Annotated in this window: 16 protein-coding genes; 10 read left to right on the plus strand and 6 right to left on the minus strand. The window is 38.6% G+C overall.

The window, feature by feature from the left end; translation table 11 throughout:
• Position 1: 1 nt before the first annotated feature.
• The 8 genes from NYP54_RS02400 (at position 2) to fliP (ending at position 5109) form a co-directional block, all read left to right on the plus strand.
• Positions 2–451 (plus strand): hypothetical protein, encoded by a 450-nt coding sequence (locus NYP54_RS02400; RefSeq protein ID WP_283157013.1) that lies wholly within the window; start codon positions 2–4, stop codon positions 449–451.
• Positions 452–462: 11 nt separating this feature from the next.
• Complete coding sequence (locus tag NYP54_RS02405) at positions 463–1122, plus strand: hypothetical protein (protein WP_283157014.1); 660 nt, start codon at positions 463–465, stop codon at positions 1120–1122.
• A gap of 3 nt (positions 1123–1125) precedes the next feature.
• Positions 1126–1545: a flagellar hook capping FlgD N-terminal domain-containing protein gene (locus NYP54_RS02410; RefSeq protein ID WP_283157015.1), complete on the plus strand. Its 420-nt coding sequence runs from the start codon at positions 1126–1128 to the stop codon at positions 1543–1545.
• Between the two features lie 12 nt (positions 1546–1557).
• The gene (gene flgF / locus NYP54_RS02415; protein ID WP_283157016.1) at positions 1558–2841 is read left to right on the plus strand and encodes a flagellar basal-body rod protein FlgF; all 1284 of its coding nucleotides are present in this window, start codon (positions 1558–1560) and stop codon (positions 2839–2841) included.
• Positions 2841–3548 carry a FliM/FliN family flagellar motor C-terminal domain-containing protein gene (locus tag NYP54_RS02420; protein WP_283157017.1) on the plus strand — a complete coding sequence of 236 codons (708 nt, stop codon included), beginning with the start codon at positions 2841–2843 and terminating at the stop codon, positions 3546–3548. Before flgF ends, NYP54_RS02420 begins: the two co-directional genes overlap by 1 nt.
• Before the next feature lie 186 nt (positions 3549–3734).
• The gene (locus tag NYP54_RS02425) at positions 3735–3992 is read left to right on the plus strand and encodes a FliM/FliN family flagellar motor switch protein (protein ID WP_283157018.1); all 258 of its coding nucleotides are present in this window, start codon (positions 3735–3737) and stop codon (positions 3990–3992) included.
• On the plus strand, positions 3992–4357 hold the full coding sequence (locus NYP54_RS02430) for a hypothetical protein (RefSeq protein ID WP_283157019.1): 366 nt from the start codon (positions 3992–3994) through the stop codon (positions 4355–4357). Before NYP54_RS02425 ends, NYP54_RS02430 begins: the two co-directional genes overlap by 1 nt.
• Positions 4354–5109, plus strand: coding sequence for a flagellar type III secretion system pore protein FliP (fliP, locus tag NYP54_RS02435; protein WP_283157020.1), 756 nt, complete (start codon positions 4354–4356; stop codon positions 5107–5109). Before NYP54_RS02430 ends, fliP begins: the two co-directional genes overlap by 4 nt.
• Here the strand turns inward: fliP and NYP54_RS02440 are convergent.
• The 5 genes from NYP54_RS02440 to NYP54_RS02460 form a co-directional block, all read right to left on the minus strand.
• Positions 5106–5699 (minus strand): tetratricopeptide repeat protein, encoded by a 594-nt coding sequence (locus NYP54_RS02440; protein WP_283157021.1) that lies wholly within the window; start codon positions 5697–5699, stop codon positions 5106–5108. The two genes, fliP and NYP54_RS02440, sit on opposite strands and share 4 nt — an antisense overlap.
• Before the next feature lie 4 nt (positions 5700–5703).
• Complete coding sequence (locus NYP54_RS02445) at positions 5704–6915, minus strand: tetratricopeptide repeat protein (RefSeq protein WP_283157022.1); 1212 nt, start codon at positions 6913–6915, stop codon at positions 5704–5706.
• A 28-nt stretch (positions 6916–6943) separates the two neighbouring features.
• Positions 6944–8326 carry a UDP-N-acetylmuramate:L-alanyl-gamma-D-glutamyl-meso-diaminopimelate ligase gene (gene mpl / locus NYP54_RS02450; RefSeq protein WP_283157023.1) on the minus strand — a complete coding sequence of 461 codons (1383 nt, stop codon included), beginning with the start codon at positions 8324–8326 and terminating at the stop codon, positions 6944–6946.
• 55 nt (positions 8327–8381) lie between these two features.
• Positions 8382–9071, minus strand: coding sequence for a 5'-methylthioadenosine/adenosylhomocysteine nucleosidase (locus NYP54_RS02455; protein ID WP_283157505.1), 690 nt, complete (start codon positions 9069–9071; stop codon positions 8382–8384).
• Positions 9072–9156: 85 nt separating this feature from the next.
• The gene (locus NYP54_RS02460; RefSeq protein WP_283157024.1) at positions 9157–9918 is read right to left on the minus strand and encodes a metallophosphoesterase; all 762 of its coding nucleotides are present in this window, start codon (positions 9916–9918) and stop codon (positions 9157–9159) included.
• Positions 9919–10208: 290 nt separating this feature from the next.
• Here NYP54_RS02460 and NYP54_RS02465 point away from each other — a divergent pair, with 290 nt between their 5' ends.
• Positions 10209–11453 (plus strand): MFS transporter, encoded by a 1245-nt coding sequence (locus tag NYP54_RS02465; RefSeq protein ID WP_349293366.1) that lies wholly within the window; start codon positions 10209–10211, stop codon positions 11451–11453.
• A gap of 5 nt (positions 11454–11458) precedes the next feature.
• The gene (locus NYP54_RS02470; RefSeq protein WP_283157025.1) at positions 11459–13645 is read left to right on the plus strand and encodes a primosomal protein N'; all 2187 of its coding nucleotides are present in this window, start codon (positions 11459–11461) and stop codon (positions 13643–13645) included.
• Between the two features lie 61 nt (positions 13646–13706).
• Here NYP54_RS02470 and pckA read toward each other — a convergent pair whose 3' ends face one another.
• Positions 13707–15326 (minus strand): phosphoenolpyruvate carboxykinase (ATP), encoded by a 1620-nt coding sequence (gene pckA / locus NYP54_RS02475; protein ID WP_283157026.1) that lies wholly within the window; start codon positions 15324–15326, stop codon positions 13707–13709.
• Between the last annotated feature and the right edge of the window lie 35 nt (positions 15327–15361).

Below are 15361 nucleotides of genomic sequence, written 5' to 3' on the forward strand. Positions count from 1 at the left end.
AATGGATCTGGCTATGCTTAATCAACAAATGGCACAATGTCGCATGTTACTACGCAAACTACAGGCAGATCAGCTACAACATGAACTGCAATTATCCAAAGTTCAGCGGGATCTCTTGTTGGTTGAAGATAAACTCCAGCAACTTGAGCATACGCTTAATACGCCCTTTGAGCCGTCATCAATGCACTTAAGTCACGCCTATTACCATTATCGTGAGACTCAATTTAAAGCGCACACCCAGCTACATACTGAAATAACAAAGCTTAAACAACATGAGCAAAGCATTATCAGCAAACAAATGAAGTTAGTCTCTGAGTGCCATCTTTATGAGCACAAGATTGAAGCTTTACAAAAGCAACATCATCAAATTGAGCAAAAATCGCAATGGTTAGCACTAGATGAACAAGTCACTAGAAACAAAAAAGTTAGCAAAGTTAAAAATGATATCTAAGGCAACAGCAAATGAAAATAGATGATCAAAAGGGTTTATATACTCAGACGCAAACGACAAATGACAACGGTGCACTGCTCTTTAACCTTCATGCACGTCAAGGTTTTGATCAATCTTTCCAACTGGTCAATCCTCATCAAGAAAATACTTCGTGCAAGGAATTGCCTAAAGCCAACATAGCACATAAAAAACAAGCTAGCACCCAAGAAGAAGCTATTTTGTCGATAAAAAAACCACTTACGTTTACGAGCACACATGCGAGGCTGAGTTTTACGACACAATTACTGAAAACCAAACAAAGCATAATGCCACCACAACACACCTTGTTAAAAATGCATGACAGTACTAGTAATACTGATAACTATATAACTTCTCAGCCTATTAAGGCTGACTCATTAAAACCAAAGCTTGAAAAAGTTGAAAAAATTGAACAAATCAATAAGAGCCTTTCAGCTTTGTTAAATGATCAAACGCTTCATAGTCATGCTCACATTAGCGAAAATCAACTTGATCTTAGTATGCGCACACAAGCAAATATTACTGACGATACTCTTAAAAAGTTAAAACAGCACATTATTGTTACTGCCAAAGAGATGGGGCTTCAACCACGCCATATCCACATAAACGGTCAGTTAATACACTTTATCAATTCAATACAAATAGAGGATTAAGGCATGTCTATCGATAGCATTAACGCCATCTCAGCTAACCCAACTGCAAATAACGCCATGCAGAACAACGTTGATCAAATGGATTTTTTAAAGCTTTTTTTACAAGAGCTTAATTATCAAGACCCAACCAAGCCGGTTGATAATAAAGAATTCATGGCACAGATGGCACAATTTTCAGCATTACAAGAAGCACGACAAACGCGCACTGGCGTGGAGAATCTACAAAAGATGCTAATGGCAAACCAAGCACTATCACTCGTGGGCAGAATGGTCGAGCTAAGTGTGGATAAAGAGAAACCTTATCAGGTTGCTTCAGTCAGCTTTGTCGATGGCGACCCTGTTTTAAATCTAAGTAGCGATAATCAAAAAGTGTTAACTGCCAAATTAAGTGATATTTCACGTGTATATGGACCAAACAAATAGGATAGAAACAAGATGAGCAGTATTTATTACAACAGCCTAAGTGGCATGCAAGCTGCTAGTAGCGGTTTGGACAACGTCTCAAATAATATGGCCAATATGAAAACCAATGGTTATAAAAAGCGCACACAGTTTTTTAGTGAGTTGACCAAAGAGCATCCTGACTATTTAGGGCAACAAACTTCTCAGGGAGTTAAGTCACTTGGCAATAGTGTTAACTATCAACAAGGGCAAATTCAAAAAACAGGCAATAAACTCGATGTTGCTCTTGATGGCAATGGTTTTTTTGTTTTAAAGAAAGACGGCAAAACTTTCTACACTCGCGATGGTGAATTTGACTTTGACCACAATGGCATACTTGTTGATAAGATTAATGGCGCGCATGTACAAGCGCTTGATAAAAATGGCGCACTTAAAGATATCAGTATTACCGATGAACGTGAGATTCCAGGCAAGCCCAGTAGCCAAATCGAGTTATCTGGGAAGTTAGCTTTACAAGAAGATAAAAGCACAACACCACCAACTCCAGGTGGTGATACCTCTGATAAAAAGTATTTACCTATCTCACAGAACATTACGATTTATGATCAAAACGGACAGGAACACCAACTAACCATTCTGCTAACCCCTAAAAAATCAGATGTCCCAACACCTGGCGTCACCACGCCACATAATTGGCAGATCAGTATCAAAGACGAGCACGGTAAAACCTTGCAAATAACATCACAAGATGAAATTCAATTTGATCTGATGGGGCAACCACAGCTTGGCTTCAATAAAATCGGCTTTACTTATGTTAGTGACAATGGGCAAAAGCAAGCGATCACGCTTAATTTTGGTGAGCCAAACTCAAGTAAAGGAGTTACCCAGATTGATAACTCGTTAACACCTGGCAATAATGACAGTAAGCTTGAAAAAACAAAAGATGATGGTTTTGGTGTTGGTAAGCTGATGGATTGTCAGTTTGATAGCAATGGTCAACTGGTTTATCAATACAGCAATGGCCAGACACGCAAATCCGATCTGATTGCCCTTGCTAATTTTAGCGATTTATCGACACTAAACGAAATCAGTGGCAATTTATTTGTCAGTACAGATCATGCAAAACCTGAGCTATCACAGGCAGGAGTCAATGGCTTTGGGCAGATCAAAACAAACTCCGTTGAGCTATCCAATGTTGATCCAAGCACCGAGTTTGCCGATATTATCGTTTATCAGCGTATGTTTCAGGCATGCTCTGAAGTGATGCAGGTGGAAAAACAGATGCTTGAAAACTTATATAAAAATGGGGGCATGTAATGGCTCATACATTTGTTCTACTGTCAGATAATCGTCTTAAACTACTTAAAACACATTATCACACGATCATCCACACTTGGCTTAAACGCTGGTTTATGCTTGAGCAATTTACACTTGATACTACGGCTATAAAAGCCGCTACGCTTTTAGATCAGTCATTCGTGCTAAATCAGGTTATTTTTAACCCATCTGAAGAAAGTAAAATATTCCATGCTGTTTTTGATCATCAACCCACAAATAATGACAAAATTAAACTGTTTTGTGAGCATGTGGCAGATGACTTATACCAAGTTATTTTTAATAACAACCAAAAAAGTAACAGTAATGATATGACTTCAGCCAATCCCCCTTTGGATGACTGTTTGCAGCTTACCATTAAAGCTCGCACCTGTTTTGGGCACTTTAGTTTTAGTATCTATCTAAGCTCAGTGCATTTTTATGCTCTTTTGCCCTTGTCAACTGCAGCAAATAGCGCCTTGACCAAGCTCACGCATGCCATGACGGATTGTGAGATAACAATAGATGCAACATTAGACCCCATACACATGACACTTAAGCAAATTAAAAATTTAGACATCGGTGATGTTATTGCCACGGAGCATCATTTTGATTCACCGGTGACGCTTAAGATAAATAGCACAAACGAGCTCAAAGCCAAGCTTATTGCCGATAATGGCTATAAGGCATTGTCGTTATTGAATAGCTAAGTAGAATTCTAAGTTTAAAACACCCCGTCAGCCTTCGGTTGCCACCCCTCTTGTAAAGAGGGGAATTAGGCAAAGGTGACTTTACATTCCCCTCTTTACAAGAGGGGTGCCGAGCTTGCGAGGCGGGGTGTTGAAATAGAGAAAGTATGTAACAACCTTAAAACAGAAAAAAGAGAGTAAAAATTAATGAGTGAAAATACTGTATTAAACAACAATTTGACCCTGTTGGATGAATTAGACGTTGAATTAACCGCTGTGCTAGGGCAAGCAAATCTTAAAGTAAAAACACTGTTATCTGCCAAAAAAGATACCATCATTGCATTAGACCAGCCTATTAATGCCCCGCTTAAGCTCATGCTAAATGGACATTGTATTGCTGAAGGCGAACTGGTCACTGTTGCTGAAAACTTTGCGATTAAAATTACCAAGGTTGCTGATCGATAATGCAAAAACTAACCCATTACATCCTGCTATTGATTGCAATCAGTCAATTAACTTGGGCTGATGATGCTATCCCTTTCGCACAAAGCCAACATTATGGTTCAGCATTAATTAGAGTATATATTGCATTATTCGTCCTATTAGCTATTGCTAGCTGTATCTTGTTATATCTTAAACGCAAAAAAGGATTTAATCGTTTAAAGCATACTGCAAAGCAAAGTGACATCACATTAAACGCACAACGCAAACTCAGTGCCAAAACAACGCTTTATCACATAACAGTCGATAATCAACCTTTTCTCGTTGCTGAACATGCACAAATGCTAACGATTCAAGCATTGAGTGAGCACCAGGGTGTGACATCATGAAAAGATATTGCTTATTTATTATCGCCATAAGCTTCACCCTATGGTCTCAGCATGCATTAGCCAACGATTTACTTCAAATCCCAGGACTTAATCTATCCTTATCAAGTAGTGCATCAAATCACACACAGATCAGTACTAGCTTACAAATTATCACACTTCTAACAGTATTATCATTAGCACCTTCTATTTTGATCATGTTGACTGCTTTTACGCGCATTGTGATTGTGCTATCGATGTTACGACATGCTTTTGGTTTACAGCAAACACCTCCTAACTCAGTCATTATCAGCCTATCGTTATTTTTAACCTTTTTTGTTATGGCACCGGTATTTAGCCAAATCTACACACAAGCAGCCAAACCATATCTTGAGGAGAAGCTCGAAGCAAAGCCTGCTTTAGATAAAGCCATTACACCATTACGTGCTTTTATGATCAAACAAACGCAAGAAGATGACATGGCATTAATTTTAAAACTCTCTCACAGTGCTCAGCCTAAAACAGCAGATGACATCCCATTATACAAGCTCATTCCGGCATTTATGCTGAGCGAACTACAAACCGCTTTTAAAATTGGCTTTATTATCTTTTTACCGTTCTTATTGGTTGACTTACTTGTGGCTGTAATTTTGATGTCGCTAGGGATGGTAATGCTGCCACCAACAACTATTTCATTACCGATTAAGATATTACTATTTGTGCTTATTAGCGGTTGGGATATTGTAATCAATGCCTTAGTTGGCAGCTTTCATTAACACGACCAGTCTTGATATTTTTCAAGGAGTTGCAAGACATTCAACCGCCCTATTTCCTTATTATTATTCTTATTATTTTCTTGTAGCAACTCACTCTTTGTATTAGGTTGATTCATCTTACCAACGGCATTAACAATACTCTCAACATATTGATTTAATGCTGGATTTTCCTTGTTTACGGTAACTCCCTTGCTTAAATCATCCAATGCTTGTGTGAAATTCTCATTTGCCAATGCGTTAAGACCTTGTCCAAAATAATGGAAATAATGCCCATCCATCATCTCGCTGGTTAATCGCTGTGTATATTGTGCCATAGTAGCTGTATCACCCATATATAGGTGAATAACTGCCAATTGAAATACGGCAATCATCATATCTGGTTGTAGTTGCAGCGCTTTTTGCATTGAGCTTGTGGCTTTGTGCAGCAATTGTAATTCCGCGTATTCAGCGCCCAATAAAAAATATGCTTGTGCATTCTCTGGCTCATTGTCTATCACAGATTTTAACAAGCGAATGGCACTTTCTTTATCCCCTCTGTAACTTGCGTTGATCGCCAATGAGATTGATTCTTCTGTATCAAATATATCCATGATTTTATTTAACCTGATTTTTTACATTTTTAGTCTTATGCGCATCATTTAAATGCTTGTTAGCTCTGTTGTTTCTTGCTTGTAATTGTTGTACCAATAGATCAAATTTTTGCTGATCAACACCTGGAATATATTTTTTAATCTCATTTATTTTTTGTTGTGCTTTTACTGGATCTTGTGTTTGCAATACTAATGCTTCGGCATAATTCCCGCTGATATTGTGTGGATGAAGCTTCTTAGCAGTCGCAATATAACTATTGGCTAGATCACTATCTGCTTCAAGTACAGCAATAATTGCCAAACCACCATGACTTTCGGCAAAGTTATGATCCAACTTATAGGCTCTAGTAAAGCTTTGTTTGGCATTTATGAACATCCCTTGCATTAATTCACACCACGCCTTAAGCTGCCATATACCAATAAACTCGGGAAATAATGATACTGCTTGATCACAAGCTTGATATGCTTTTACAAGATCACCAAGCAGCATGTAAGCCGTCGCAAAATTTATCCAGGCACGTGCATTTTTGCTATTAAGTTCAATAAGTGCTTTTGCCTGTTGATACGCTTTTTGTGCATCCTGCTCATGTAAAGTCAGATAGTTTTCAACCAATAATGCTTCTTGTTGCATAGGATTTATAGCTAGCGCCTTTTTCATCCAAACCAGTGCGCGTGGCAGTTGATTTACATCAGCATATAATAACGCATACACACCACAAAATTCTGCATCATCTTGCGCTGTTTCTTTATTTTGTTCCAATATGCTTAATGCATTTTTTATCTCACCCAAGGCATGTAAAATACGTGCTTTTAAGATAATATGCTGACGCTCTGGCGATGTATCCAATCCACCCTCATCAAAGGTTTTAAGTGCATCTGAATATTGCGCTATTTGAAAATAACAAAAGCTGAGTGTAAAACTTATATTTTTATCACTTTGATCATGCGCATACAGACTAGCTAATAATTCAATCGCCCGCGGAAACTCACCCATTTGTAAATGCCACACAGCTAATTGATAGGTTTCGTTGAAACTTAATGCTAAGGTTGCAAGCTTATCCAATAACTGACGTGCTTGAATCAGATGGTTATGTTGAAGATATATTGGCACCAAGTCCATAATTAATGCTACATTATCAGGATCTTGATTTAAATAATTTTGATAACGTATGAGTTTACTCTCTTTACTTTCTTTACTCTCAGTTGTTTTACTCATAATCCTTTCTCGTTTTTCTTACTTTTTATTAACTGAAATTACGCAATTTTTCTGTTTGAATACCTCGCTTTGCAAGTGCACCTAACTGTTGATGCAACCCATCAAAAGCGCCATTACTCATAACGACGTAATGGGTAAAGCGCTCGGGCTGTGATTGCTTGAAATGCTCAATAATATCGGTAACATGATTAAACACCAGAAAGTTATCTTTGACATACGATGCCGCTTGCCATTGCATCACACTGTTTTGATAAAACCAGATTTCATCGGCGATATGAAGTGCATTGATTAATGCTGATTCTTGCGCACCCATTTTCATCGTGTTTGAGCGCGGCTCTAAAATTGCGACGACTCTTTCCTTATCACCAGCTCGTGCTTTAATGGCTTTGAGTGTTTGTGCTACTGCCGTTGGATGGTGAGCAAAATCATCATAAATGGCATAGTGATCGTTTTGTGCAATGCATTCAAGACGGCGCTTGACCCCTTTGAAGTTTTTAAAGCTCTCTGTCACTTTATCCAATGAAACACCGAGTGTTTTTAAAACCGCATACGCTGATAGCGCGTTTTTAGCATTATGCTCACCTAATAGCGCCCAGTTAATCTTAAGTGTTCTATTATGATCTATAATCTCAAACTGGCTATAGTCTTGAAGTAAAGGCTTAATATCAAGTCCATGCTCAGCTTGCAGCAGGCAACGTTCAGACCAACAGCCCATCGCTAATAGCTTATCAATATGTGTATCATGCACAGGGTAAATAATCGTGCTCCTGCCAGGTAACAGACGCATGAGATGGTGAAACTGGCGATAAATATCCTCAATTGAGTTAAAAATATCGGCATGATCAAACTCAAGGTTATTAATGACTAATATATCCGGATGGTAATGCATAAACTTCGAGCGCTTATCAAAAAATGCCGTATCATATTCATCGGCTTCAATCACAAAGTACTCCGAATCCGTTAAGCGCGATGATACGCCAAAGTCCTGAGTAATCCCACCAACCAGAAAGCTTGGATTTAATCCCACATCATCCATCAGTTTAATCACCATTGAGGTGGTAGTTGTTTTGCCATGTGTGCCAGCAATGGCAATGACTTTTTTATCTTTGAGAATTTCTTGATAAAGCCACTCAGGGCCCGAAAAATACTCAAGCTCGCTATTTAATAAATATTCAACAATCGCCATGCCACGGCGCATCGTATTACCAACAATCACCTGATCCGGTTTAAATGATTCAATATCATACTCATAACCGGATATAAGCTTAATGCCTTGAGACTCAAGATAGCTGCTCATCGGTGGGTAAACATTTTGATCACTGCCTGTGACCTTATAACCTTTTTCACGCGCTAGTAACGCTAAAGCACCCATAAACGTGCCACAAATACCTAATATATGAATGTGTTTCATGCTAAAAGAAACCTTGTTTAACTATTTACTTTCTAAAACCGTATCTTTATATACCTTATAACAACCTTACCAACGATAAAATAAGTGTGGCTGATTGCTTAGCTGCTTTCTCAACAAACTGTGGGAAATCATCCACTGCCTGACCATCTGCTGTATCTGAGATAGCGCGCAATACCACGCAAGGGATATTAAGCTCATGACACACTAAGTTAACACTGGCTCCTTCCATCTCAATCGCCTGCGCATTGAAGTGCTTTACGATCATCTCTTTCACTTCTTTGCTATGGATAAACTGATCCCCTGTTGCAATAACACCTTCCTTTAAGGCAATACCATGCGTATTTGCCGCTTTCTTTAACTTTGATGTTAAGCGCTGGCAAGTTTCGATAAACACTTTACTGCCTGGAATTTCGCCCTTTTGGCGACCAAATGCGGTGATATCAATATCATGTTGTACTGTTTGTGTGGCAACAACGATATCCCCAACTTGCACATCTGCTGAGCCGCCTCCTGCGACACCAGAGAATAGCAAAACTTCCGCGCCAAAATGCTCAATCATCACGGTTGCGGTCAAGGTTGAAAATACCTTACCAATTTTACTATAGGCAATAATTAAATCATGTCCATGATAGCGTCCTAGATAATAGGTGTTATTGGCATATTTTTTGGTGTCATAAGTATCTAATTCAGCAAGAATTGGTGTAATCTCTTCGGGCATTGCCCCCATAATTGCAATTTTCATTATTATTTTTGATTTTTCTTGGTCATGATGAATGGCAGATACTATACGCAAAACATTATTGGTTGACCATCAATAACTGAGCTTATAACTAGAACTTAGCATCATAATCAAATGCCGGATGCTTTGATAAATCTATCACACGATGTGGTGATGGCTTGCCTTGTTTACCAGTAGATGTCCCGCCATCATAAACACGTGGGATCCCCCATTTACCACTCCACACTAAACCATCGTGATTATGACCAAACAAAAGCATATCAATCTTATGTGCTTTAAGTATTTTACCTAAATCATCTGAGTCTTTTAAATGATGAAATGGACAGGGAGAAAAGGGATGGTGATGCAGATAAACCACGCGATATTCTGCATTTTTAACATCTTCATCATGGCTTAAATAATTATCTAAACGCTGTAATTGCGCCTCACCCAACTGCCCCTCGGCAAATAATCGATCATACCAATGAAGCTCTTCTGCCATTGAGTCTAATCCCAGAAAGGCAATATTATCGATAATCGTTTTAATTGGATATTGCACATCAATACTGCCATAAAAAGCTTGTTTAAATGCTGGCACATAACCACTGTAGCCAATCGATCCTGTGCCGTAATCATGATTACCCGGAATCACGAGCACATGAAACCCCGCGCGCTTTAAGCGATTGATCTGTGCTAAGGCCTCATCATAAGCACCATCCTTTGTTGCATCCTCGACAATGTCGCCAGTAATGACAATAATATAATCACCCGCCTTTTCCTTGGTAAAAATAATGCGTGTAACTAAATCACGCATAACTGAAGATAGGTTTTCATAACCTAAATGGGTATCAGTTAAGTGAATAATCCGTTTCATTGCTTATCCTTTTATCTGTTGGTTATAACTTTAATTTGTAAGCATCTAAGCAATGGTTTATTGGTAGTCATGGATATTTGGGTCAAGCCCGAATATAACGGTTAGCGGTCATTCTCGGACTTGATCCGAGAATCCAAAAAAAACACCTAATAATATTTGCATAGCTACTTAAGATACGACTTCAGTATAGTCAAAACTTTCGACATAAAAGAAAATTTATCTCTAGTCTTGCCAAAATTTCATTGATAGAATCAGGCAACCCCGATGTGAATATGGACAGATCAATCAATATGCTTAATAAAAATCAACGTAAAATTCTATGGTTATCAAGCTTAGGTGGCATGCTTGAGTTTTATGATTTCATCATATACGCACTCCTTGCTGGCTATATATCACAGCTTTTCTTTCCGACACATTCAGCAATTAACTCGCTTTTAATTGCCTTTAGTGCTTATGCTGTTGGTTATTTTGCGCGTCCATTTGGCGGCATTATTTTTGGACATTTTGGTGACAAATATGGGCGCAAGAAGACCTTTACCATTTCAATTTTGGTAATGGCATTATCAACGTTTGTCATTGGCATTCTACCAACGTATCAAAGCGTTGGCATGTTAGCGCCTATTTTATTGGTGATTTGTCGCATTGCCCAAGGCTTCTCTGTCGGTGGCGAAATCCCAGGTGCCATTACCTATGTCAGTGAATCAGTGCCGGATAAAAAAGCCTTTATGACGGGTTTTGTCTTTTGTTTTTTAATCTCAGGCGTCGCCATTGGTTTTATTGTTGAAGCACTCTTATTGCAATTTTTTAGCCATGAGCAAATGCTTATGCATGTGTGGCGTGTGCCCTTTATTTTGGGTGGCATTTTTGGCTTTATTGCTTATTACCTACGTAAACAATTGATGGATATTGAGGACTTTCAACCCTTTATCCAAAAAGAATACGCTTTACCAATTACCAAAGTCTTGCACACCCATGGCTGGAACTTAGTCTATACCACCATCATTGTCTCATTCGGTGCATTATGCTTTGTGACCTTATTTTTATTACTTCCAGCGTATTTTGGCACTATTCTTAACTTGCATTTGAAAAATTTTGTGTGGATTAATAGCTTGGGCGTTATTATTCTGTCAGTTTTATGTATCATCGTTGGTTTTTTTGCCGATAAAATCAATAGACAAGTGATTCTATTATTAACCACTATCATCACAATAATTGCCAGCTTTTTTATCTATCACATCTACACACAAAACCAAGATATTTACTTTGTTGCGATTGTCATCAGTGCGATTGTTTGCGCGTTATGCTGGGGCAATATCCCCGCAATGCTTATTGATGCTTTCAAACAAGATGTACGTTATAGCGGCATTGGTTTTGCATATAATTTAGGTTTTGCTGTTTTTGGTGGTTTAACGCCAACGATTGTTATTGCTGCCATTAAAACCAGTGGCAACTTAATGGCACCTGCTTATGTCTTGGCTATTGGTGCCCTCATTACCCTTATTGCTATGCTCATTAATCGTATGATCAAAAAATAACATTTATGACTGTTGTTCGCGTTCTTGTGCATGGTCCCTTTACTGATGGACTTGATTATCTTTATTCTGTGGCGACACCAGCAATGCCTTTCACTCGTGTTATTGTCCCACTTGGCACACGTAAGGTGATTGGTGTCATCAGTGAAATCAACCCTAAAGCTAGCTTACCCAAAGATAAACTTAAATCCATTGTTAAAGTACTTGATCATAAGACGCTGCTATCAACACCAGCGATTGATCTGATTAAATGGCTTGCCAATTACTATCAGTGCACGTTGTATCAAAGCTTAAGATTATCACTACCCAAACACTATTTGCAAAAAGAACAACCCGAATGCGCCAAACAAATTATTTATACCTTAAATAACGCTGATCATAATGATTTTAATCCTGCTAAAAATGCACATAAACAGCATAAAGCATTAGCATTATTGCGTGAACATGGTGGTGTTTCGCATGATACCTTTATCAGTCATGAGATAACATCATCAACCATAAAATCACTTATCAGCAAAAATATCATTACACAATCAAAGCATAGGCTCTTTCCAAAAACTCACGCCACAACAGCAATAACACCGCGCACATTGACTAACGCACAGCAAAGCGCTGTTGATGCGATTTGTCAGCATCTTCATCACTTTAAAACCTTTTTGCTGTTTGGTGTGACGGGAAGTGGCAAAACAGCAGTCTATATTGAAGCGATTAAGCCTGTGATTCAAAGCGGCAAACAAGTATTAGTTTTAGTGCCTGAGATCAACCTAACCCCTCAAACGTTGATGCGCTTTGAGCAAAACTTTAATGAACCTATTGCGGCTATTCATTCGCAACTGACTGATCAGGCACGCTTTGAGCTGTTTGTTAAAGTACAAAATACTGAGATCAATATTATTATCGCAACACGCTCAGGTCTTTTATTTGACACACCAAATCTTGGCATGATTATCGTTGATGAAGAGCATGACGCTTCTTATAAGCAACAAAACATTCCTACCTATCACGCGCGCGATATTGCGATTGTCAAAGCGCAAAAATATAATATTCCGATTATCTTAGGTAGTGGCACGCCATCTTTAGAAAGTTATTATCATGCATCAAATGGCAAGTATCATTTATTGACCTTAAAAAATCGCGCATTGAATCAAGTTAGCAATCAAGTACACATTATTAACTTGCAGAAAAGTAAAACTCAAGCTGGCCTGAGTCCGATATTAATTGATAAAGTCAAACAGACGATTGCCAACAATGAACAAGTCCTATTATTTATTAATCGTCGCGGTTTTGCCCATAGCTTAATCTGTCAAGATTGCGGTTGGTGTGCTAACTGCAACCAATGCGAGAAACCGTATACCTTACACACTAAACCACAGCATCTGGCATGTCATTTTTGTGGCAAAGCACGTGAAATTATTCTGCAATGCCCTAATTGCCAATCACATAATTTATCAGATATCGGACAAGGTACTGAAAAACTCGAAGATGAATTAAGCGCCCTTTTACCAACAGCTAATATCGCGCGTCTAGATCGCAGTTCAACGCAAAAAAAAGGTGCGCTTGAAGATGTGCTTAATGACATTAAATCACAACATATCGATATTATCGTTGGCACACAGATGATTGCCAAAGGGCATGACTTTCAAAATGTCAGCCTTGTCGGTATTATCAATGCCGATGCAGGCTTTTACAGTCAAGATTTTCATGCGGTTGAGAGAACCGCGCAATTGATTATTCAAGTCGCCGGTAGAACAGGACGAGGAAGTAAGCCAGGAGATGTTTACATTCAAACTTATCAACCAGATAACCCTATATTGCAACTGATTTTACAGGCTGATTATAAGAAATTCTTAGAGCATAGCCTTGAAACACGCAAGCTTCTTAGCTACCCGCCCTTTTCCTATCAGGCATATATTTATGCCCAAGCAAGTAAGACGCAGACTTGCACACATGCCTTACAACAATTAAATCATGCACTTGTAAACTGTAATGAACAAAAAAAATTACACTGTCAAATTTCGCATGTGTTGCCTGCAATTAATATCAAACAAGCAGGACATTATCGCTTTATGTTGATGCTGACAGCAGGTACACGCAAACAGCTGCATCAACTGCTAAACGCTGTTACTAACGACATTAAGCTTGCGCGTAAGAAAGTAAGAATTACCATTGATATCGACCCAATAGATATTAAATAAAACCCCACGGGCTCACGCCCGTGGGGTTTTATTCTACTTGTTCCCTGATTTAAGCTATAAATTAAACCAAGGCATCAGACTTTGGGCCGTATTGCTCATACTTTTTGCCTAAGTCATTATTAGTAAACTTCTTGAAGTTATTGACAAACATCTCAGCAAGCTTCTGATATTGAGCATCATAGGCAGCTTTATCTGTCCACGTATTGCGTGGATTTAAAATATTACTGTCAACATCATGCAAAGCTTGCGGAATCTCAAAACCAAACATTTCATCTTTACGTAATGGCGCACGATCAATCGAACCATCAAGTACCGCATCAATGATTGCACGTGTATCTTTGATCGAAATGCGGTGCCCTTTACCATAGCCACCACCCGTCCAGCCGGTATTAACCAAATAAGCACTGGCACCATGCTCAAGCATTTTCTTACCTAAAATTTCAGCATATTTTGTTGGGTGAAGTAATAAAAATGGTTGACCAAAGCATGATGAAAATACGGCTGTTGGCTCTTTAACGCCTAGCTCAGTACCGGCAACTTTTGCCGTGTAACCGGATAAGAACTGATACATTGCCTGCTCAATCGATAGCTTTGATACAGGCGGTAGCACACCATAAGCATCACAGGTTAAGAAAATGATCTTAGTTGGGTGCCCTGCCTTAGATACAGGCTTAACAATATTATCAATATGGTAAATAGGATAAGAAACGCGTGTATTCTCAGTTTTTACATTTGATGCGAAATCAATGCTTTTATCATCGTTTAAAACCACATTCTCAAGCAACGCATTACGGCGAATCGCATGATAAATATCTGGCTCATTTTCTTTAGATAGGTTAATGGTTTTAGCATAGCACCCTCCTTCTAAGTTGAAGATGCCATCATGATCCCAACCATGCTCATCATCACCGATAAGTTCACGCTTTGGATCAGCAGACAATGTTGTTTTGCCCGTACCTGATAAACCAAAGAATAGTGCTGAGTCACCCTCTTTGCCAACATTTGCAGAACAATGGAAAGAGCCGATTTCTTGCAATGGTAAGAAGTAATTCATCATCGAGAAAATACCCTTTTTAATCTCACCACCGTACCATGTACCACCGATTAAAGTCATACGCTCAGCAATATTAAATGCCACAAAGGTTTCTGAGTTTAAACCCCATTTCTGATAATCTTCACATTTCGTTTTGCACGCATTTAAAATTGTCCAATCTGGGGTGAAATTTTTAAGCTCATCTGCTGTTGGGCGGATAAACATGTTTTTAAAGAAATGTGCCATCCATGCAACTTCAGTCACTAAGCGCACAGATAATCGTGTTTCAGGATTAGCACCACAAAAGCCATCCATAACATACAGTTTTTTATCATTAAGCTGTGTCGTTGCCAATGTTTTTAAATGCTGCCAGCTTTCAAGAGACAATGGCTTATTGTCTGAGCCATCTTTTGCCCACCAAACATTTTTCTTGGCTTCAGCCGTTTCAACAATAAATTTATCTTTTGGTGAACGCCCTGTATATTTACCCGTATCCACCGCAACAGCACCAGTAGCTGTTTCAACCCCTTTTTCATACCCTTGAGCAGTTGTTGATGTTTCATGATCATACAAGCCTTCATAAGAAATATTGTGGAATATTTCTTTTGTTTCATTAATTCCGCATTTTTTCAACTGATCAAGTAGCATTTTTGTAAATTCTCCATTATTTTGTGCATAAATAT

It is taken from the genome of Cysteiniphilum sp. QT6929 (assembly GCF_030035755.1).
Lineage (GTDB): Bacteria > Pseudomonadota > Gammaproteobacteria > Francisellales > Francisellaceae > Caedibacter > Caedibacter litoralis.